Source organism: Streptomyces sp. NPDC051315 (genome assembly GCF_044455165.1).
Taxonomy (GTDB): Bacteria; Actinomycetota; Actinomycetes; order Streptomycetales; family Streptomycetaceae; genus Streptomyces.
Window position 1 is genome coordinate 23,299 of the sequence record NZ_JBITEN010000033.1, and the last position, 21,027, is coordinate 44,325.

Below are 21,027 nucleotides of genomic sequence, written 5' to 3' on the forward strand. Positions count from 1 at the left end.
CGACACCACAGGCCCGCCCCCTGGTCAGGGGGCGGGCCCTTGTGGCCCCGCGGTGGCACCGCCATGCAGCACCGCGAGGGGTCGGGTGGGGTGCGGCTCAGCCGAAGCGGCCGGAGATGTAGTCCTCCGTGGCCTGGACGGACGGGTTGGAGAAGATGCGCTCCGTGTCGTCGATCTCGATCAGCCTGCCGGGCTGGCCGACCGCCGCGAGGTTGAAGAACGCGGTGCGGTCGGAGACGCGGGCGGCCTGCTGCATGTTGTGCGTGACGATGACGATCGTGAAGCGTTCCTTCAGCTCGCCGATCAGGTCCTCGATGGCCAGCGTCGAGATGGGGTCCAGGGCCGAGCAGGGCTCGTCCATGAGGAGGACGTTCGGTTCGACCGCGATCGCCCGCGCGATGCACAGGCGCTGCTGCTGGCCGCCCGAGAGGCCCGAGCCGGGCTTGTTGAGGCGGTCCTTGACCTCGTTCCAGAGGTTCGCGCCCTTGAGGGACTTCTCGACGATGTCCTGCAGTTCGCTCTTCTTGTAGTTGCCGTTCAGACGCAGGCCCGCGGCCACGTTGTCGAAGATCGACATCGTGGGGAACGGGTTCGGGCGCTGGAAGACCATGCCGACCTCGCGGCGGACGGACACCGGGTCGATGCCGTGGCCGTACAGGTCCTCGTCGTCCAGGAGGACCTTGCCCTCGACCCGTCCGCCGGAGGTGACCTCGTGCATGCGGTTCAGGGTGCGCAGGAACGTCGACTTGCCGCAGCCGGACGGCCCGATGAACGCCGTCACCGAGCGCGGCTCGACCGTCATCGAGATGTCCTCGATCGCCTTGTGGGAGCCGTAGTACGCGGTCAGTCCGCTTACGTCGATTCGCTTGGCCATGTGTCTCTACTTCTCTTCCGGATCGGTCGGTCGCTGATGGCCGCGTCAGCGACCGGTCTTCGGGGCCTTCCAGCGGGCGATGCCGCGGGCCAGCAGGTTGAGGATCATCACGAAGGCGATCAGTGTGAGCGAGGCCGCCCAGGCACGGTCGTAGGCGGCTTCCGAACCCGCGCTCTGCGCGTACTGCTGGTAGATGTACAGCGGCAGTGACGCCTGCGCGCCCTCGAAGGGGTTCGCGTTGATGAACGGGTTGCCGAAGACGAGGAGCAGGACGGGGGCCGTCTCGCCGGCGATACGGGCCACCGCGAGCATGACGCCCGTGATGATGCCGCCGACGGAGGTCGGGACGACCACCTTCAGGATCGTCCGCCACTTCGGGACGCCGAGGGCGAGAGAGGCTTCGCGCAGCTCGTTCGGGACGAGCTTGAGCATTTCCTCGGTCGAGCGAACGACCACCGGCATCATCAGGATCGCCAGGGCCAGCGAACCGGCGAAGCCGAAGGGCTGCATGTCGAACATCAGCATGAGGCTGAGGATGAACAGGCCGGCCACGATGGACGGGATGCCCGTCATGACGTCCACGAAGAAGGTGACCGCGCGGGCGAGGTTGCCCCGGCCGTACTCCACCAGGTAGATCGCGGTGAGGATGCCGATCGGGGCGCCCATCAGGGTGGCGAGGCCGACCTGCTCCAGGCTGCCGAGGATGGCGTGGTAGATGCCACCGCCCGGCTCGGAGTCGGCGACGACGCCCATGGAGTGGGTCAGGAAGTAGACGTCCAGGACCTTCACGCCGCGCTGGACCGTCGCCCAGATCAGCGAGGCCAGCGGTATGAGCGCGATCAGGAAGGCGACCCAGACCAGGGCCGTGGCGACGCGGTCCTTCGCCTGGCGGCGGCCCTCGACGCGGGCGGCGATGCCGTAGGTGCCGAGGACGAACAGGACACCGGCGATCAGGCCCCACTGGATGCGGCTGTGCAGGCCGGCGGCGAGGCCGATGGCGATGGCGACGGCGACGGAGCCGGCCGCGATGGCCCAGGGGCTCCACTTGGGCAGGCTGGCGCCGCGCAGGCTGCTGGGGCGCTTGGCGGTGACGACGGCGTGGCTCATGCGTTGGCCCCCGAGTACTCCTTGCGGCGGGCGATGATCGCGCGGGCCGCGCCGTTGACCAGCAGGGTGATGACGAACAGGACCAGACCGGAGGCGATGAGCGCGTCCCGGCCGAACTCGGTCGCCTCGTTGAACTTGCTGGCGATGTTCTGGGCGAAGGTGCCGCCGCCCGGGTTGAGCAGGCTGGCGTGGATGTCGAAGTCCGGGGACAGGACCGTGGCCACCGCCATCGTCTCGCCCAGCGCGCGGCCGAGGCCGAGCATCGACGCGGAGATCACGCCGGAGCGGCCGAAGGGCAGGACCGACATGCGGACGACTTCCCAGCGGGTGGCGCCCAGCGCCAGGGCCGCTTCCTCGTGCATCTGCGGGACCTGGCGGAAGACCTCGCGGCTGACGTTGGTGATGATCGGCAGGATCATGATCGCGAGGAGGATGCCGACCGTGAGCATCGAGCGCGGGGCGCCCTCGTCCCAGGAGAAGATCCCGGTCCAGCCGAGGTACTCGTTGAGCCAGCCGAACAGCCCGTCGAGCTGCGGTACGAGGATCAGGGCGCCCCACAGGCCGTACACGATGGACGGGACGGCGGCGAGCAGGTCGATCACGTACGCGATGGGGCCGCGCAGCCGGCGCGGGGCGTAGTGGGTGAGGAACAGGGCGATGGCGACCGCGATCGGGACGGCGATGGCCATGGCGATGACCGAGGAGACGACCGTGCCGAAGGCGAGGACGGCGATGCCGAACTTCGGCGGAACGAGGTTGGTGTTCCACTCGAAGGCGGTGAGGAAGTTCGCCTCGTCCTTGCTGATGGCGAGGGTCGCGCGGTAGGTGAGGAAGACCGCTATCGCGGCCATGATCACCAGCAGCAGGATGCCCGACCCGCGGGAGAGACCGAGAAAGATCCGGTCACCGGGTCGGGTGGCGCCGCGGGCGGCGCGCTTCTGCTCGGCCGGCGTCGGCGGAGCCACGGGGGGAGGGACGGCGTCTGTTGGCTTCTGCGTCGAAATGTCCATGAGGTTCTCCGGTCTGCGGAGCCGCTCGCGCGTGAGCGACCCGGGCGGGGCCGGGTGTGCGGGCGGCCCCTGGCGGCGGTGCACCGGACGGTGCGGCCCGGGCCGGGCTTCCCGGCGCCGGACCGCACCTTCAGATCAGCTCAGGCCCTCGATGGTGGTGCGGACCTTGGCGATGATGGCGTCGGGGATCGGCGCGTAGTCGATGCCGGAGAGGATGCCCTGGCCCTCCGCGCTGGCGATGTAGCGCAGGAACGCCTTGGTGGCGGGCAGGGTGTCGGCCTTGTTGCCCTTGTCGCAGACGATCTCGTACGTCACCAGGGTGATCGGGTAGGCGCCGTCGGCCTTGGTGCCGTAGTTGATCTTCAGCGCCAGGTCCTGGCCGGTGCCGACGACCTGGGCGTCCGCGATGGCCTTGGTGGCGCCGTCGGAGGAGGCCTTCACCGGGGTGGAGGCGCCGGTGTCGATGGCGACCGTGCCCAGACCGTCCTTGGCGTACGACAGCTCCATGTAGCCGATGGCGCCGTTGGTCTGCTTCACGCCCTGGGCGACACCGGAGGAGCCGGACGCGGACTGGCCACCCTTGGCCTGCCAGGCCTTGCCGCCGGAGTAGGGCCAGTCGCTCTTGGCGGTGGCGATCAGGTACTTGGTGAAGTTGTCCGTGGTGCCGGACTCGTCCGAGCGGTGGTACGGCTGGATCTTCAGGTCGGGCAGCTTCGCGTCGGGGTTGAGCTTCTTGATCGCCGCGTCGTTCCAGTTGGTGATCTTGCCGTTGAAGATCTTGGCGATCGTCGGGGCGTCCAGGACGAGGTTGTCCACGCCGGAGACGTTGTAGGCGACGGCGATCGGACCGCCGACCATCGGCAGGTCGATGCCCTGGCCGCCGGAGCAGACCTGCTTGGAGGCGGTGACCTCTTCGGGCTTCAGCGCGGAGTCGGAACCGGCGAAGGCGACCTGGCCCTGCGTGAACGCGGTGACACCGGCGCCCGAGCCGGAGCCCTTGTAGTTGACCTGCACCCCGTTGCAGGCCTGCGTGAAGTTCTTGACCCAGGCGTCGATCGCGTTCTTCTGCGCGGACGACCCGTCGGCGAGCAGCTGGCCCTTGGCGTCGTCACACTTGATGGAGCCGGCCGCGGCGGTGGCGGAGGAGGTGCTGTCACCGTTGCCCGAACCGGTGTCGTCGGAGCCGCACGCCGTGAGGGCCAGGGCGCCGGAGACGGCGAGAGCACCGAGGGTGAGGGCCCGCCGGTTCATGCGCTGAAGCTTCACTTGAGGGAGATTCCTTCCAGGAGCCGCCGTCCTGAATCCGGCGGCGTGCGAAGTCTGGGTGGCGCGAGCGCGTCCTTCAGGTCGCGCGCCGCACCGCGTAAGGCCGAAATTAGGCAGATCAGGTGAAGCCGCCTACGGGCGCGAATGAACGCGAGGTGAACCCCTGTGGACGGTGCGGTTAGGTCACGGAACGCTCACGTCGAGGACACGGCGTGATTCCGGAGCGACGGCACGTGATGGCGGATCACGCCGGGTGCGGGGTGTGCAGCAGAGCGTCCACCAGGGAGCGGTCCCTCGGCTGGGTGAGCCGCTCACGGGCGGCCCTCGGGGGCAGCCACAGCACCCGGTCCACCTCGTCGTTCGGCGTGAAGTCGCCGGAGACGGCCTCGGCCGCCCAGTAGCGGACCTCCTTGGGGCGCCCTTGCGCGCAGTAGCGGACCGTGGGCAGCACAGCGCCCGGAAGGGGCGTGTAGCCCGTCTCCTCGGCCACCTCGCGCACCGCGCCGGCCAGCGGGTCCTCGCCGCGCTTCAGCTTCCCCTTGGGATGCGACCAGTCGTCGTACTTCGGCCGGTGGACCAGGCATATCTCCAGCTCGCCGTCGGCCGGCGAGCGGCGCCACAGGACGCATCCGGCCGCCTGGACGGGGGTGTCGTGGGGGGTGCTCACCGGGTCACCGCCTTCTGGTGCGGACTGGTCGTTCCGGGTCGTTCCGGTTTCTCCGGTTCCTTTGGGTTCTCCCCGGTTACTTGCGTTTCCTTGCGATTCTTCCGGCTCCCTAGGGTTTCTTCCGGGTCTTCCGGCTTCCCCTGGTTGTTTCCGGGTCTTCCGGCGTCTCCTGGTTCCCTCCGGGTCTTCGGGCTTCTCCTGGGTGCGCCGGCTTCTTCCCGCTGTACGGAGTCCTGGGAGTGCCGCCGTCTCCTGCTGCCGGGCTACGGCGTGCTCGTGCCGATGGGCTGTTTCTGCCAGGCGAGCTGGAAGGCGTACCGGGCCGCCTCCACCTCGTGCCGCTGGTCCGCGTGCAGCACGCCGAGCGCGTACGCCGTCGCGGGCGCTATGCGCGGCGTACGGGCCGCCTGGGCCGCGGCGGCCGCCGCCTCGGAGGCGTCCCGGTGCCGGTCGAGGGCCTGGCCGGCGGAGAACAGCCGTCCGTCGAGGACGGGGTGGTCGGTGTCGGGGGCGTACAGGACCTCCAGGGCGTAGCGGTGCAGCCGCAGCAGCAGGCGCACCTGGTGCCACGGGGCGTCCTGCGGGTGCGGGGCCGGGTCCGGGGACAGGCCGTGGACCAGGGCCTCCGCGTTGTACGGGTGGCCCGCGGTGACGAGCGGCAGCGCGGCGACGGCGTCCGTGAGGCGCTCCTCGGCGGCGGCCGCGAGGGGGCGCAGGTCGGTGCCGGCGGCGCCGGAGGTGAGAGGGACCTCGCTGGCCAGGACGGCGACCTTGTCCGCGACGGCGTGGAAGCGGGAGGAGCCCAGCGCCTGGAGGGCGGTGGAGTGGGCCCGGGTGCGGGCCAGGGTCAGCTGGCGGTCCAGCAGGGCGCCCGCCTTGGCCGCGCCCACGGTGAGGGTGCCGCGGTCCGGGGTGGCCGGACGGGCGGTGCCGGCGTGGCCGGACACCGCCGGGACAGCGGTCGCGCCGGCGGTGCGGCCGCCCGCGGCCACGGAGCCGCCGGTGCCCACCGTCGCCGTGCCCCCGGCGGTACGACCACCGGCCGGGCCGGCGGAAGCGGCGCCTCCCGCCCCGGCCGCCGCGCCGGTGCCCCTCACGGACGCCGCCGCGGCCACGCCCGCCCCGGCCGCCCGGGACGGGTCCCCCGCCTCCGGCGCCTTCTGCGCCGGCAGCGCCGGGGCACCCGACAAGCGGTGCAGCGCCAGCAGCAGCCGTTCCAGACGGGCCTCGCAGGCGTGTTCCAGGGCGAGCGTGCCGGACACCCACGCCAGTTCCGGGCGGATCTCCTCGGACCAGTCGGGGTCGAGGAGGGGGCGGAAGGTGTGCAGGCTGCCGCTGATGCGGCGGGCCGAGCGGCGCAGGGCGCGGGCCGCGTCGACGGTGTCCCCCGCGTGCGCCGAGCCGTTCGGCGCTCCGCCACCGCTCTCCCGGTGCAGGCGCAGCGCGCGGAGGAACTCCGTGGCCTGGGCCCGGAGGTACGCCGCGAGGGCGTCCCCCGTCGTCACGGGCCCGGCCGTGGAGGCCGTCGGGTCAGGGTGTCGCTGTGCCACGCCGGCGCCTCCGGGCGTCTATGAGCATCTCCTGGACGTTGCGCAGGGGCCCGCCGTCCGCGTCGGTGGCGTGCCGGGTCCACTCGCCGTCCGGGCCGAGGTGCCAGGAGGCGGTGGTGTCCGACATGCCGGTCTCCAACAGCCGGTTCAGGGCCGCCCGGTGGGCCGGGTCGGTGACCCTGACCAGGGCCTCGATACGGCGGTCGAGGTTGCGGTGCATCATGTCCGCGCTGCCGATCCACACCTCGGGCTCGCCGCCGTTGCCGAAGGCGAACACCCGGGAGTGCTCGAGGAAGCGGCCGAGGATCGAACGGACGCGGATGTTCTCCGACAGGCCGGGCACGCCCGGGCGGACCGCGCAGATGCCGCGCACCCAGACGTCGACGGGCACGCCGGCCTGGGACGCCCCGTAGAGGGCGTCGATGACGGCCTCGTCCACCATCGAGTTGACCTTGATGCGGACGTAGGCGGGACGGCCGGCACGGTGGTGCTGGATCTCCTTGTTGATCCGCGAGACCAGGCCGTCGCGCAGGGACTTGGGGGCGACCAGCAGCCGACGGTAGGTCTCGCGGCGGGAGTAGCCGGATAGCCGGTTGAAGAGGTCGGAGAGGTCCGCGCCGACCTGCGGGTCGGCGGTGAGCACGCCGAGGTCCTCGTAGAGGCGGGCCGTCTTCGGGTGGTAGTTGCCGGTGCCGACGTGGCTGTACCGCCGGAGCGTCTCGCCCTCCTGACGGACCACCAGGGACAGCTTGCAGTGGGTCTTCAGGCCGACCAGGCCGTAGACCACGTGGCAGCCGGCCTCCTCCAGCTTGCGGGCCCACTTGATGTTGGCGTGCTCGTCGAAGCGGGCCTTGATCTCGACCAGGACGAGGACCTGCTTGCCGGACTCGGCGGCGTCGATGAGCGCGTCGACGATCGGGGAGTCGCCGGAGGTCCGGTACAGGGTCTGCTTGATGGCGAGGACGTCCGGGTCGGCGGCCGCCTGCTCCAGGAAGGCCTGGACGGAGGTGGAGAAGCTGTCGTACGGGTGGTGCAGCAGCACGTCGCGGTTGCGCAGCGCGCCGAAGATGTCGGGCGGGGACGCGGACTCGACCTCGGCGAGGTCGCGGTGGGTGCCGGCGATGAACTTGGGGTACTTCAGCTCCTGCCGGTCCAGGCTGTGGATGCGGAAGAGGCCGGTGAGGTCCAGGGGACCCGGCAGCGGGTACACCTCGGCCTCGCTGATCTTCAGCTCGCGCACCAGCAGGTCGAGCACCTCGCGGTCGATGGACTCCTCGACCTCCAGGCGCACCGGCGGGCCGAAGCGGCGCCGCATGAGCTCCTTCTCCAGGGCCTGGAGCAGGTTCTCCGTGTCGTCCTCCTCGACCTCGAGGTCCTCGTTGCGGGTGAGGCGGAAGGCGTGGTGCTCCAGCACCTCCATGCCCGGGAACAGCTCCTCCAGGTGGGCGGCGATGACGTCCTCGAGGGGGACGTAGCGGCCCGGGGAGCACTCCAGGAAGCGGGACAGCAGCGGCGGCACCTTGACCCGCGCGAAGTGCTTGTGGCCGCTGACGGGGTTGCGTACGACGACCGCGAGGTTGAGCGAGAGACCCGAGATGTACGGGAACGGGTGCGCCGGGTCGACCGCCAGCGGGGTCAGGACCGGGAAGATCTGGTGCCGGAAGAGCGTGAAGAGCCGCGCCTGCTCCTTCTCCGTCAGCTCGCTCCAGCGGACCAGGTGGATGCCCTCCTCCGCGAGCGCGGGGGCGACGTCCTCGTGGTAACAGGCGGCGTGCCGGGCCATCAGCTCGCGGGAGCGGGCCCAGATCATCTCCAGGACCTCGCGCGGCTGGAGACCGGAGGCGGAGCGGGTCGCCACCCCGGTGGCGATACGGCGCTTCAGACCGGCCACCCGGACCATGAAGAACTCGTCGAGGTTGCTGGCGAAGATGGCGAGGAAGTTCGCCCGCTCCAGGAGGGGCGTGTTCGGGTCCTCGGCGAGCTCCAGGACGCGTTCGTTGAACGCGAGCCAGCTGCGCTCCCGGTCGAGGAAACGACCCTGCGGCAGCTGGAGCCCGTCCTGCCGCGACTCCTCGTACAGGTCGAGGTCGGCATCGATGTCGGGTTCCAGGTCGGAGACCGCGGCGGCCACGGTGTGCGGGCGGTGCGCGGCTATGGAGCCCACGGAGGGCTGGGGGTGCTGGACCTGCGCCTGGGTCTGCTGGACCTGTGCCTGGGTGTGCTGGCTCATGAACCCATTGTTCCGCGCCGGGACCGAGACAGGCGCGTCGGAACGTGCGGGTGGGAGCGCGGCAACGTCTCCCTCTGCGCGGTTGCGCTCCGGGGGTGGCGAAGGCTCGGGCACGGCGGGCTTCATTCGCCGAGCGTCGCAAGGTCGTCTGAACCGATGGTTACGGAGACATGGCGTGTGGGATATCGCGGGGCGGCTCGCGGGGGTGGGGTGGTGGCGCGGGGCGAGAGCGCACGGGGTGGCGGGGTGGCGGCTCTCGGGCTTGCCGGGTGGGGTGTTCGCGGGGAGGCCACCGTCACGGGCCGGTCGTCCCGCCCGGCACCGGTCGTGGCCCTCCCGCCGGCGGAGGTTCCGGAGGGAGGGGAGGGAGGGGCAGGCGGGGCGTACGCCGGGGCGGCCGGGTCAGGCCGTGCGGCGGCGGAGGACGCGGAAGGCGGCCGCGGCCGCGAGGGCGGCGACGGCGAGGACGATGCCGGTCTCCACGAGCTGGAGCGGCCAGAAATGGGACTCGGGGTGGTACGTCGTGTAGAAGCCGGTGACACCCCGGTCGTCCAGGCAGCCGCGGCGGAAGGCGGCCGTGCCCTCGCACTGCCAGAACTGCACGTCCGGCACGCGCCGGCCGTGGACCACGGCGCCCGTCTCCAACGCCCACGCGGTATCCGGCGGATCGAGCACCTGGGTCGCCGAGGAGCGGGACACCGCGGGCCACAGGGCGGAGCGGTACTCGGTCAGGACGCGGACGAACAGCCAGGTCACGGCGACGGAGACGCCGAGGGCCGGAAGGGCGCGGCGCAGCAGCAGCGCGGTGAGGGCGCCCACGGCGACGGCGCACACGGCGTACGCGACCGCGACGGGGCCGCGGGCCACGAAATCGTGGTCCTCCATCCACCCGGTGCCCATCAGGAGGTCCTCGTTGGCCCCCCGGACCCAGCGGTACACCAGAACCAGGAGGGTCGCGCCGACGGTCACCACGAGCGCGGGGACGGCGAGCTCGGCGGTCAGCCAGCGGGTGGGCGGGACGCCCTGGGTCCAGGCGAACCGCGCGGTGCCGTTCTCCAGCTCGCGGCCGATCAGCGCCCCGCCCGCGAACGCGGCGACGGCCAGGAAGGCGTGGGCGGACAGCAGACCGATCCACCCGAGGGGCGCGCCGAAGCCGAAGGTGCTGAACGTCGTGTCGCACCAGTCCTGGCCCGCGAGGTCGCAGGCCTCCATGCGCGCGCGCTCCTCGACCGCGGTGACCTCGGTGAGCCACACCAGCCAGCCGGTCAGGCCCAGCACGGCCAGGCCCCACAGCAGGAGGGCGGCGCGGTGCAGACGCAGGACGGTGCGGACGGTGCCCCAGCGGGGTGCCGGTCCCACGGCCCCGCTGCCGGGAGTGCTGGTGGCGACGACGGCGGTCATACGGCGGCCTCCCGGCGGACGCGCGAGGTGGCCGTCGACCGCCTGAGCAGCAGGAACGCGGCCAGGGTGAGGGCGGCGGCGACGGTCAGGACGAGGGCGGCGGTGGTGAGCTGCAGGGGCCAGAAGTGCGACTCGGGGTGGTGGGCGACGTAGAAGCCGGTGACGTCGAGCCGGTCGTACACATCGGCACAGCCGTCGACGTACGACGGTCCGCAGCCGGGGTCGTCGATGTGCGCGCCGGTGGAGGTGACGAGCCCCGCGTCGACCTGGACGCCGTCGTACACGTAGCCGGTGTCGCGGCTGGTGACGCGGGTGACGGCCGGCCACAGGTGCGGCATGGCCAGATCGGCCAGGAACCGCAGGGCGGCGGTGAGGCCCAGGCCGAGCAGCAGCGCGGGCAGGGTACGGCGCAGCAGCAGGCCCGCGAGGGCGCCGGCGGCCAGGCCGGCCAGGGCGAGGGCGACCGTGACGGGACTGTTGGCGTGCAGGGTCGGGTTGTCGTACCAGGTCTTGGCGGTGTCGACGCGGCCCTGGCTCGCCGACCAGGCGACGCGGTGCAGCAGCACCAGCAGGCTCGTGCCCGCGGCGACCAGGACGGCGGGAGCGGCGAGCTTGAGCGTCAGCCAGCGCAGCGGTGACAGGCCCTGCGTCCACGCGAGACGGGCGGTGCCGCTCTCCATCTCACGGCCGACGAGGGCGGCGCCCGACCAGGCGGCCACGAGGAACGGGAGGACGTTCAAGGGGATGTTCGTGTACGTGTACACGTCCTTGAAGCGCAGGATCGCGTCCTGGTCGTAGCGGCAGGGGCCGCCGTCGCGGCAGGCGTCGTACTGGCGCCAGCCCTCGGCGGCGGCGTCGGTGAGGGGGCCCCACAGCCACAGCAGGGCCAGGGCGAGCAGGGCGACGAGGGCGGCCCAGACGAAGAGGGCCGGGCGGTGCAGGCGCAGCAGCCAGCGGAGGTGGCGGCGGGTGGTGGTGTCACCGGCCCGCGGTGTCGTCCGCGTCGTCGACGCGTTCGGACCCGAGGTCTTCGGGGGCTCGGGGCTGGGAGTGGCGAGGCGGGTCATGCGGCGGGCTCCTCGGGCGTCGCGGGGACCAGGGGGGCCGCCTGGGGGTTGCGGAGGTGGGCGAGGACCAGTTCCTCCAGGGTCGGGCGCGTGGGGCGCCAGGCGTCGTCGAGCGGGCCGGCCGGGCGCAGCAGCGCGGTGAGCTGGCGGCCGGTGACCCGATGCTCGACGACGGTGTGCGGGGTCAGGTCCGCGGACTCCGAGGGCGCGCTCACGCGCGCGTGGGCGTCGAGCAGCGCGTCGATCTCGCCGGCCAGCCGGATCCGGCCGCCGCCGACCAGCAGGAGGTGGTCGCAGGAGTCCTCCAGTTCGGCGACGACGTGCGAGGACATCACGATCGTGGTGCCGTGCTGCGCCGCCTGTGCCATCAGGGTGCCCATCAGCTCGTGCCGGGCGAGCGGGTCGAGGTCGGCCATCGGCTCGTCCAGGAGCAGCAGCTCCGGCCGCTTGCCGAGGGCCAGGGCGAGGGCGACGCGGGTGCGCTGGCCGCCGGAGAGGGCGCGGATCTTCGTCTTGGGGTCGAGATCGCCCGCGGAAACGATCCGCTCGGCGGTTCCGGCGTCCCAGCGGCCCGGGTTGAGATCGGCGCCCACGCGCAGCGTCTCGGCGACCGTGAGCTGCGGGTACAGCGGCTTGGCCTGGGCGACGTAACCGACACGCGCGCGTGCCGACGCGGGGTCGGTGCCGAGGACGGTGACCGTGCCCTCGGAGGGGACCAGCAGCCCGGCGGCGAGGGCGAGCAGCGTGGACTTGCCCGCGCCGTTGGGGCCGACGACGGCACAGACGCGCCCGGTGGGCAGCCGGAACGAGCAGTCGCGCAGCGCCCAGCCACCGCGCCGGCCGAATCGCTTGCCGAGCGCGGTCGCCGCCATGGCGGTGTCGGTCATGAGGGGTCCCCCTGGGAGTACTGGTCGGAGTGCCGGTCGCGGTGCTGGTCGGGGTGCGTGTCGCGGTGCGTGTCGCGGTGCTGGTCGCGGTGCCGGTCCGGATCGGCGAGGTGTCCGCCGAAGTGGCGGTCGAGTACGGCGGTGAAGAGCGCGGCCACGTCGTCGCGGTCCAGGCCGGCCGCACGGGCCCGCACGGCCCAGGTGTCCAGCTCGGTGCGCAGGGGCGAGTCGGCCGGGGCGGTGCTCAGCCCGCGCCGCACGAAGGTGCCGAGGCCGCGGCGGGCCTCGACGAGTCCGTCGCGCTCCAGCTCGCGGTAGGCCTTCAGCACGGTGTTCGGGTTGATGGCGGTCGCCTCGACCACCTCGCGGGCCGTGGGCAGCTTGTCACCGGGGCGCAGCATGCCGAGGCGGAGGGCCTGTTTCGTCTGCTGGACGATCTGGACGTAGGTGGCCACGCCGCTGTGCCGGTCGATGCGGTATTCGACCACGTCGACAACCACCCTTTCACTAATTGAGTAGTGAAAGGGTGGTGGAAGGAGGGACGGTGCGTCAAGGGGTTCGGGGCGGACCGGAGCGGGGTCTGAGGGGGCCGGAGGCGGGCCGGAGGTGTGGGCCAGGCCTGGAGTGGGGCGGGAGGTCGGTGTCGAGACCCCGGACCACCCGGCCCGCGGCGGGGCCGACACCTTCTCGTGCGGGGTCTCCAGGGCGGGGTCGGTGGACCGGGCCTGAGGTGCGGCGGGAGGCCGGTGCCGAGACGGTGGTGAACCGGGCCTGAGGTGCGGCGGAAAATTCGTGGGGCGAATCGCGAACCGATCGGCGGGGCTCGTCCGATGAGGGGATGTGAGCGAAACGAGAAGCGACGGGGAGCTGCTGCGGGCCATCGCGGCAGACGGGGACCGTCACGCCTTCGAGGAGCTGTACCGGCGGTACGCGCCGTGGCTGACCGCGCGCATGCGCAGCCGCTGCGCCGACCCCGGGATAGTCGACGACGTCGTCCAGGAGACGTTCCTCGCGGTGTGGCGCGGCAGCGCCCGCTATCGCGAGGAGGGCGATGTGGCCGGGTGGCTGTGGCGCATCGGCGCCCGCCGACTGGTCGACGCCGTGCGCGGCGACGGCGCGCGCGGACGACTGCGCCAGGCACTGGCCCGGCTGCGCCACCGCGACGAGGCATCGGCGGAGGACCGCGTGCTCGCGGGGGTGGAGCACGGGGACCTCGCCGGGGCGCTCACCCGCCTCTCCCCGGAGCTGCGGGCGGTCCTCCAGGCCACCGTCATCGACGGACTCACCACGCGGGAGGCGGCCGCCCTGCTCGGCATCCCCGCCGGCACGGTCAAGACGCGGGCACAGCGGGCCCGCAAGCAACTGCGGGAGGCGCTGGCATGACGTGGCACGTGGCAGAAGAGGACCTGCGTGCGTACGCGCGGGGCGAGCTCGCGCCGCCCCTGCTGTGGTCCGCCGACACGCATCTCACGGGGTGCGCCCAGTGCCGGGCCCGGCTCGCGGACACCGTCGACCCGGTCGCGCTGGACGCAGGCTGGGAGCGGCTGGACGCCGAGCTGGACGCGCCCCGGCCGAGCCTGTCCGAGCGGCTGCTGGTGCGGCTCGGCGTGGCCGACCACACCGCACGGCTGCTGACGGCGACCCCGGTGCTGCGCCGGTCCTGGCTGCTGGCGGTGGTCTCCCTATTGGTCATGACGGTCCTCACGGTCCACCTGGTGGACCGGCCCGCCCTGTTCCTCGCCCTCGCCCCGCTGCTCCCGCTCGCCGGCGTCGCCCTCTCCTACGGCCCGGCGCTCGACCCGACCTACGAGATGGCCGTCGTCGCCCCCCTGCACGGCTTCCGGCTGCTGATGATCCGTACGGTCGCGGTACTCACCGCCGGCCTGGTGTTCAACGGCCTGGCGACCCTCGCCCTGCCGGAGTACGGGCTGCTGGCCCTGACCTGGCTGCTGCCCGCGCTCGCCCTCACCGCGACCGGCCTGGCGCTGACTCCCCGACTGGGGTCGACCCTCGCGCCCGCCCTGGTCGGCGGCGTCTGGCTGACGCTGCTGATGGTGGCCCAGGCCCACACCCAGGGCACGCTCGTGCCGTTCACGGCGGCCGGACAGTCCGCCTCGGCGGCGGTCGCGGCCCTCGCCACCGTGCTGCTCTACCAGACCCGTGACCGCTTCGACGCCCGTCCCGTCGGCGGCTTCCCGGACGGGGGCGCGGTATGACACCGCCTCCCGACCCCGCCCGCCGACCGGACTTCCAGGAGCCCTCCATGACCACCGCGCCCACCACCGTGACGGCCACCGGCCTGTCCCTGCGCTACGGCGGCACCCACGCCCTCGACGGCGTCTCGCTGCGGCTGACCCGGGGCGTCACCGGCCTCCTCGGCCCCAACGGCGCCGGCAAGACGACCCTGTTGCGGGTGCTGGCCACGGCCGTGCCGCCCGACCGGGGCGAGTTCACGGTCCTGGGCCACGACCCGGGCACGGCGGCCGGCCGCCTGGCCCTGCGCCGCTCCCTCGGCTACCTCCCGCAGACCCCCGGCTTCCACCCGGACTTCACGGCCTTCGACTTCGTCGACTACGTGGCGATCCTGAAGGAGCTGACCGACCGCGGCGCCCGGCACCGGGAAGTGCGACGCGTGCTGGAGGCCGTCGACCTGTCCGACGTGCGCGGCAAGCGCATCAAGCGGCTGTCCGGCGGCATGCGGCAGCGCGTCGCCCTGGCCGCCGCGCTCGTCGGCGACCCCGGCTTCCTCGTCCTGGACGAGCCGACCGTCGGGCTCGACCCCGAACAGCGCATGCGCTTCCGGGAGTTGGTCGCCGAGGCCGGTGAGGGCCGTACAGTCCTGCTGTCCACCCACCAGACGGAGGACGTGGCGATGCTCTGCCACCGGGTGGTGGTCCTGGCCCGTGGGCGCGTCCGTTTCGAGGGCACCCCCGCCGAGCTGACCGCCCGCGCGGCCGGCCGGGTCTGGAGCAGCGCGGAGCGCGACCCGGGAGCCCTGGCCGGCTGGCGCACCGGCACCGGCACCTTCCGCAACATCGGTGACCCCCCGCAGGGCGCCGCTCTCCTCGAACCCACCCTGGAGGACGGCTACCTGCTCGCCCTCGACAGCGACAGCAGGACGGTGACGGCATGAACTCCACGATCACGCCACTGCGGGAACCGGCCCCCACGCTTCCCGGCCCCGAGCGGTCGGCCCGCCGCACCGGCGCGGTCCTCGCCCTGGCCCGCTTCGAGACCCGCGAACTGCTGCTTCAGATCCCGGTGCTGGTCTTCACCGTCCTCTACGTGGGTCTCGTCGTCATGGGACTGATGCGGCAGGAGGGCATGGACGCCTACCCCATCCTCCACATGGTCGACCGCGAGACCCAGACGGCACCCCTGCTGCTCGCCCTCGCCCTGCTCATCTGCACCAACGCGGCCGCGCTGCGCTCGCGGAAGCACGGCACGGTCCAGCAGTTCGACGTTCTCGCCATGGACCCCTGGCGGCGCACCCTCGCCCATCTGCTCTCCGTGGTGCCGTTCGCGGTGCTCACCGCGGCCGTCGTCGCGGCCGAGTTCACCTGGGAGGCCCTGAAGCCCGGCGCGATCGGCCACGGGTCGCTCGGTGAACTGGCCGTCGGCCCCCTGACCGTCCTGCTGTCCGGCATCACGGGCGTGCTGCTGGCCCGGCTGGTGCCCACCTCGTTCGCGCCCCTGATGTTCGTGGTCGCCACCTACGTGCTGATCATGATCGCCTCGGCGGCCGGGGCCGGGGGCGCGTGGGTGAGCCGGCTCGCCCCGGTCATCGGCTCCGACATCGAGGGCGGCGACGACCCGGTTCCCTCCGACCTGCTCGGCCGCCCCGCCGCCTGGCACGCGCTCTATGTGGCGGGCCTGTGCGCGCTGGTGAGCTGCGGGGCTCTCCTGCTCGCCGGCGGCCGCACCCGCGCCGTCCGGACGGCGACCGCCCTCGCCCTCGCGGCCACCACGGCCGGCGTGATCGGCCAGCTCCCGCGCGACACGGCGTCCCTGGAGGCGGCGCGGAAGACGGCGTCCACGACCCCGCAGAAGGTCCAGTCGTGCACCACGTACGCCGGGTCGACGTACTGCGCCTTCCCCGAGTGGAGCGGCGTGCGCGACGACTGGGCCCGAGTCGTCGACCGGGTCCGGTCCGCGGCGGGGGGCGCCGCCGCCGAAACGCGTCTGACGGTGCGCCAGCGCGTCGACCTGAGCGGGGGCATGGAGGTCGACACCTCACTGACCCCCTCCACCGTCCCCGACCAGGTGACCGTCGGCACCCGCTGGGGCGGCAACCGGGTCCCGGAGTTCGCGGTCGGTGTCGCCTCCGTCCTCGTGGCGGGCTCGGAGGACGCGGCCCAGAGCCTGTGCGGCGCCAGACCGGTGACGATCATGTGGCTCGTCCTGGGCACCGACCCCACCCCCTTGTCCACCTTCGGGAACGTGCGCCTGGACGACAGCACCAGCGGCTCCGGAATCGTCCTCGCCCCGACGAACGGCCTGTCCCTGACGGAACACCAGACTGCGGTCGTCCGCGAGCTCCTGACCCGTCCTCGGGCCGAGGTGTCCGCCCGGGTCAAGACGCACTGGACGGAACTGACGTCCCCAAAGACGTCCACAGCGGAGGCGGCAGAGCTGCTGGGCGTCGCGGCACCGAAGGGGGCGGAATCGTGCGAGGAGTAGAGGAGCGCGGCTCAGGACCGGCCGGCCCGCGCGACGGCGGGCGCCAGGATCCCGGTGCGCCGGGACGCCCCGGCACGCGGGCGTCGCTCAGCCCCGCCCTGCTCCGGGCCCTCGTCCCGGCACTCTGGCAGGCGCTTCCCTGGCGGGTGCCGGCCGCGGCAGGGGGATGGGGGCTGGTGCTCCTCGGGGCGGTGCGGTGGGCGGGGTGGACGCCGGGGGAGGGTGAGGCGGCGGTGCTGCTGCGGTGCGTCGCGTTGAGCGGGGCGCTGGGGCTGGCCTTCCTGTTCGACGACCCCGCGCGGCACACGACCGCGACCACTCCGCTCGGCCGGCCGCTCAGAGCCGGCCTGCGCCTGGCCCTCGTCGCTCCGCTCGTGGCCCTGTGGTGGACGGCGGCCCTGCTGCTCGTCCCCGGGCCGAACCACCCGCCCCTCGGTCCGGCGACCCTGGAGGCCGCGGCGATGGCCGCGGCCGCTCTCGCCCTCGCCTCGGCCGCCGTCCGCTTCACGGACGCGGCGGCAGTGGGGAAGGCGACGGCGATCCGGCTCGCGGCCACCGCGGCCGTGGTCGTGCTCGTGCCGGAGCGGTGGGGGCTGTCGGCGGCGCCCGGGGAGACGTGGTGGGAGGCGACGCAGGTGAGATGGGCGGTGGTGCTGGGAGTGACAGCGGCGGCGACGGCACTGTGCACACCGGAGCCGCTCAGACGCCGGTCGATACGACTCGGCCCGTCCGGCGCCGCGTAGCCGGGGCATGGTGCACCGCATCGGTCCGGCGCCTGGTGGCCGGGGTCGGGTGATCCAGCCCGTGCGGCGCCCCGTGGCCGGGGTCAGGACATCCAGCCCGTCCGGCGTTTGAGGACGAGGCCCGTTCAGGGCCGAAGCGGAATCCTGGGGGCGGCAGCCCTCAGCAACGTCCACACCGACACCGGTGTCACCACGACCGACGTCACCTCCACACCGGCGTCGACCCGACCGACGTCACCTCGACACCGGCGTCGACCCGACCGACGTCACCTCGACACCGGCGTCGACCCGACCGACGTCACCTCGACACCGGCGTCACCCCGGCCAACGTGACCTCGTCACCCCGACCGACGTCACCCCGACCGACGTCACCCCAACACCGACGTCACCCCAACACCGACGTCACCCCGACCGACGTCACCCCCCAACCACACTCATGTCTCCGTCCGGTACATCAGGTCCGTCTCATGCGTGAGGAAGCCCAACCGCTCGTACACCGACACCGCCGCCTTGTTGTCCGCGTCGACGTACAGCATCGCCGTGGGCAGGCCCTGCGCCGCGAGATGCCGCAGGCCGATCGTGGTCAGGGACTTGCCGAGGCCGCCGCCCTGGGCGCCGGGCGCGACGCCGAGGACGTACACCTCGCCGAGTTGTTCCTCGGCGTGGACCTTGGTCCAGTGGAAGCCGACGAGCTGGTCACCGCGGAAGGCGAGGAAGAAGCCGGCGGGGTCGAACCAGGGCTCGGCCTTGCGGTCGTCGAGGTCGCGTTGGGTGAGGGTGCCCTGTTCCGGGTGGTGGGCGAAGGCGGCGGCGTTGACGGCGAGCCAGGCACCGTCGTCCTGGCCGGGGACGAAGGCGCGGACGGTGACACCCTCGGGCAGCGCCGGCTCGGGCAGTTCGAGGTCGGTCAGGGACCGGCGCATCTGGCGCAGTTCACGAAAGAGTGTCAGCCCGAGGACCTGCGCCAGGTGCCGGGCGGCGGAGTGCCCGCCGTGGGCCCAGACCCGAAGCCGCTTGCCGGACGCGGCGAGCAGGGCCGAGCCCAGCGCGCGGCCGTGTCCGTGCCCGCGGTGCAGGGGGTGGACGACGAGTTCGGCGGCGGGGGCCTCGACGGGGTCGGTGTCCTCCAGCTGGGCGTAGCCGACGAGTTCGTCGCCCACGCTGAGCAGCAGATGGGCGACGCCCTCGCGGGCGCCACCGCGCAGCTGCAGCCGGCCCTGTTCGGACACCGCCTGCTGGCCGTCGTTCCGGGCGGCCTCCGCGAGCAGGTCGAGGACGGCCTCGGTCTGTTCGGGAGAGAGCGCGGAATAGGTCTCGATGGATCGGGAGCCGTGGGTCCGTGCGGTGTCGTCGCTGGTCATGCGTACGAGGGTAAGGGGCGGGCCACGCAAAGTGGCGGCATGCGGAAAGGCGAACGGACCAGCGGAGTCGACGGCAGGCGGAGGGCAAAGGGAAACCAGGATGTAACCATGAACCCCCTGTCGCGCTACGCGCGTTGACTCTAGGCTGCGGCCCGACGGGGCCACTCATCTCACACGCCTCTCAGGGCCTGGCCGGCCCGGAGGACGCCGACACCACAGGGGGGCGCATGCCAGCCACTTCCCAGTCGTATCCGAGCCGCAGACGCCGTACGTACGGGCTGCTCGCGGCCGCCGCCGGTCTGGCCACCGCCGGCGCGCTGGTCGCCGCGCTGCCCGCGGGCGCACAGGACGCCAAGGACGGCAAGCCGCTGCCCAGCCGCTACCAGGACGTGCAGCTGCTGTCCTTCAACGACCTGCACGGCAACCTGGAGCCGCCGTCCGGCTCGTCCGGCCGGGTCACGGAGATCCAGGCGGACGGTACGACGAAGACGATCGACGCGGGCGGTGTGGAGTACCTCGCCACGCACCTGCGCCAGGCCCGTGAGGGCAACAAGTACTCCGTCACCGCGGCCGGCGGCGACATGGTCGGCGCCTCCCCGCTGATCTCCGGCCTCTTCCACGACGAGCCCACCATCGAGGCGCTGAACAAGCTGGAGCTGGACGTCACGTCCGTCGGCAACCACGAGTTCGACGAGGGCGCCAAGGAGCTGGCCCGCCTGCAGAACGGCGGCTGCCACCCGACGGACGGCTGCTACACCGACGAGGGTTTCGCGGGCGCAGACTTCCCGTACCTCGCGGCGAACGTGCTGGACGAGAAGACCGGCAAGCCGGTCCTGAAGCCGTACTGGGTCTGGAAGAAGAAGGACGTCAAGATCGGCTTCATCGGCGTGACCCTGGAGGACACGCCGGGCGTCGTCTCCGCCGAGGGCGTCAAGGGCCTGAAGTTCAAGGACGAGGTGGAGACCGTCAACAAGTACGCCAAGGTGCTCCAGCGCCAGGGCGTGCAGTCGATCGTGGCGCTCATCCACGAGGGCGGTCTGCCCGCGTCGACGTCGTACAACTACGACTGCGACTCGCCGGGCGCGGGTGACGGCATCTCCGGCCCGATCGTCGACATCGCGAAGAACATCACGCCGTCGGTGGACGCGCTGGTGACGGGCCACACGCACGCCGCGTACGCGTGCACCGTCAACGACCCGTCGGGCAAGCCGCGCACGGTGACCTCGGCGGCGTCGTTCGGCCGCCTGTACACGGACACCACGCTGACGTACGACCGCTTCACCGGTGACATCGCCCGGACGTCGGTGAAGTCGGCGAACCACGTGGTCACCCGGACCGTGGCCAAGGCGCCCGACATGACCGAGCTGATCAGCAAGTGGAACACGCTGGCCGCTCCCATCGGCAACCGCGCCATCGGCTACATCTCCGCCGACATCCCCAACTCGGGCACCGAGTCCCCGATGGGTGACCTGATCGCGGACGCGCAGCTGGCGTACGGCCAGCGGCTGGACCCGGAGACCGACCTCGCGCTGATGAACCCGGGTGGTGTCCGGGCGGGCCTGACCTACGCGGCCAAGGGCGGTGAGGGCGACGGCGTGGTGACGTACGCCGAGGGCTTCACCGTGCAGCCGTTCTCCAACACCGTGAACCTGCAGGACTTCACCGGCGCGCAGCTGATCCAGGTGCTCAAGGAGCAGGTGAGCGGCTCGAACGCGGCCTCGCCGAAGATTCTCCAGCCGTCCTCCGGGCTGACGTACACGCTGGACCTGACGAAGACCGGCGCCGACCGGGTCGTCACGGACTCCATCAAGCTGAACGGCGCGGCCATCGACCCGGCCGCCACCTACCGCGTCGCGACGAACAGCTTCCTCGCGGGCGGCGGCGACGGCATCACCACCCTGGGCCAGGGCACCAACGACCTCGTGGGCACGGACGACCTGACCGCGCTGGAGCAGTACCTGACGGCCAACTCCTCGGCCGGCGACCCGATCGCGCCCCCGGTGGCGAACCGGATCACGATCGTGCAGTAACCCCGGCAACGCCCTCACCGGCACGTCGTTTCTCCCGAGGCGGGGGGGGGGCCCCCCCCGCCCCCCCCCCGCGGGCCATAAAAAATAGGTTGGAGAGGGCGCGTAGAGCGTGGCGGCGAGTGTAGATTAAAACGACCAGCACAAAGAAAAAAAA

At 72.5% G+C, this 21,027-nt stretch carries 17 protein-coding genes and 1 pseudogene; 6 read left to right on the forward strand and 12 right to left on the reverse strand.

Annotated features, from left to right (window positions below):
• Positions 1-97 precede the first annotated feature (97 nt).
• From pstB to ACIBBD_RS37995, 11 genes and pseudogenes are all read right to left on the reverse strand, one after another.
• The gene (gene pstB, locus ACIBBD_RS37945) at positions 98-874 is read right to left on the reverse strand and encodes a phosphate ABC transporter ATP-binding protein PstB (RefSeq protein WP_399424454.1); all 777 of its coding nucleotides are present in this window, start codon (positions 872-874) and stop codon (positions 98-100) included.
• 45 nt (positions 875-919) lie between these two features.
• Positions 920-1,981, reverse strand: coding sequence for a phosphate ABC transporter permease PstA (pstA, locus tag ACIBBD_RS37950; protein WP_399424455.1), 1,062 nt, complete (start codon positions 1,979-1,981; stop codon positions 920-922).
• Positions 1,978-2,991 (reverse strand): phosphate ABC transporter permease subunit PstC, encoded by a 1,014-nt coding sequence (gene pstC / locus ACIBBD_RS37955; RefSeq protein WP_399424457.1) that lies wholly within the window; start codon positions 2,989-2,991, stop codon positions 1,978-1,980. Before pstC ends, pstA begins: the two co-directional genes overlap by 4 nt.
• 135 nt (positions 2,992-3,126) lie before the next feature.
• Positions 3,127-4,257 (reverse strand): phosphate ABC transporter substrate-binding protein PstS, encoded by a 1,131-nt coding sequence (gene pstS, locus ACIBBD_RS37960; protein ID WP_399424458.1) that lies wholly within the window; start codon positions 4,255-4,257, stop codon positions 3,127-3,129.
• A 244-nt stretch (positions 4,258-4,501) separates the two neighbouring features.
• A complete protein-coding gene (locus tag ACIBBD_RS37965; protein WP_399424459.1) occupies positions 4,502-4,924 on the reverse strand; it encodes an NUDIX hydrolase in 423 nt (140 codons plus the stop codon).
• Positions 4,925-5,187: 263 nt separating this feature from the next.
• The gene (locus ACIBBD_RS37970) at positions 5,188-6,474 is read right to left on the reverse strand and encodes a CHAD domain-containing protein (RefSeq protein WP_399424460.1); all 1,287 of its coding nucleotides are present in this window, start codon (positions 6,472-6,474) and stop codon (positions 5,188-5,190) included.
• Positions 6,455-8,830, reverse strand: coding sequence for an RNA degradosome polyphosphate kinase (locus ACIBBD_RS37975; protein WP_399424462.1), 2,376 nt, complete (start codon positions 8,828-8,830; stop codon positions 6,455-6,457). The genes ACIBBD_RS37970 and ACIBBD_RS37975 overlap by 20 nt, the downstream gene beginning before the upstream one ends.
• A 276-nt stretch (positions 8,831-9,106) precedes the next feature.
• Entirely contained in the window at positions 9,107-10,105 is a 999-nt protein-coding gene (locus tag ACIBBD_RS37980; RefSeq protein WP_399424464.1) for a hypothetical protein, read from the reverse strand.
• Positions 10,102-11,172 carry an ABC transporter permease gene (locus ACIBBD_RS37985; protein ID WP_399424465.1) on the reverse strand — a complete coding sequence of 357 codons (1,071 nt, stop codon included), beginning with the start codon at positions 11,170-11,172 and terminating at the stop codon, positions 10,102-10,104. The genes ACIBBD_RS37980 and ACIBBD_RS37985 overlap by 4 nt, the downstream gene beginning before the upstream one ends.
• The gene (locus ACIBBD_RS37990) at positions 11,169-12,059 is read right to left on the reverse strand and encodes an ABC transporter ATP-binding protein (protein WP_399424467.1); all 891 of its coding nucleotides are present in this window, start codon (positions 12,057-12,059) and stop codon (positions 11,169-11,171) included. The genes ACIBBD_RS37985 and ACIBBD_RS37990 overlap by 4 nt, the downstream gene beginning before the upstream one ends.
• Before the next feature lie 113 nt (positions 12,060-12,172).
• Positions 12,173-12,547: pseudogene (locus ACIBBD_RS37995) on the reverse strand (GntR family transcriptional regulator); the annotation flags it as partial.
• Between the two features lie 352 nt (positions 12,548-12,899).
• On the opposite strand from ACIBBD_RS37995, the gene ACIBBD_RS38000 reads away from it, so the two are divergent.
• From ACIBBD_RS38000 to ACIBBD_RS38020, 5 genes are read left to right on the forward strand one after another with little or no spacing between them, the layout of a single operon-like run.
• Positions 12,900-13,442, forward strand: a complete 543-nt coding sequence (locus tag ACIBBD_RS38000) for an RNA polymerase sigma factor (RefSeq protein WP_392002825.1) — start codon at positions 12,900-12,902, stop codon at positions 13,440-13,442.
• Entirely contained in the window at positions 13,439-14,275 is an 837-nt protein-coding gene (locus ACIBBD_RS38005) for a zf-HC2 domain-containing protein (RefSeq protein WP_399424469.1), read from the forward strand. The genes ACIBBD_RS38000 and ACIBBD_RS38005 overlap by 4 nt, the downstream gene beginning before the upstream one ends.
• A gap of 47 nt (positions 14,276-14,322) precedes the next feature.
• On the forward strand, positions 14,323-15,192 hold the full coding sequence (locus ACIBBD_RS38010) for an ABC transporter ATP-binding protein (protein ID WP_399424471.1): 870 nt from the start codon (positions 14,323-14,325) through the stop codon (positions 15,190-15,192).
• Positions 15,189-16,739, forward strand: coding sequence for an ABC transporter permease (locus tag ACIBBD_RS38015; protein ID WP_399424472.1), 1,551 nt, complete (start codon positions 15,189-15,191; stop codon positions 16,737-16,739). Before ACIBBD_RS38010 ends, ACIBBD_RS38015 begins: the two co-directional genes overlap by 4 nt.
• Positions 16,727-17,482, forward strand: coding sequence for an ABC transporter (locus tag ACIBBD_RS38020; protein ID WP_399424474.1), 756 nt, complete (start codon positions 16,727-16,729; stop codon positions 17,480-17,482). Before ACIBBD_RS38015 ends, ACIBBD_RS38020 begins: the two co-directional genes overlap by 13 nt.
• 434 nt (positions 17,483-17,916) lie before the next feature.
• Here the strand turns inward: ACIBBD_RS38020 and mshD are convergent, their stop codons facing one another.
• Complete coding sequence (mshD, locus tag ACIBBD_RS38025; protein ID WP_399424476.1) at positions 17,917-18,843, reverse strand: mycothiol synthase; 927 nt, start codon at positions 18,841-18,843, stop codon at positions 17,917-17,919.
• A gap of 227 nt (positions 18,844-19,070) precedes the next feature.
• Here mshD and ACIBBD_RS38030 point away from each other — a divergent pair, with 227 nt between their 5' ends.
• A complete protein-coding gene (locus ACIBBD_RS38030) occupies positions 19,071-20,873 on the forward strand; it encodes a bifunctional metallophosphatase/5'-nucleotidase (protein ID WP_399424478.1) in 1,803 nt (600 codons plus the stop codon).
• Positions 20,874-21,027 lie beyond the last annotated feature (154 nt).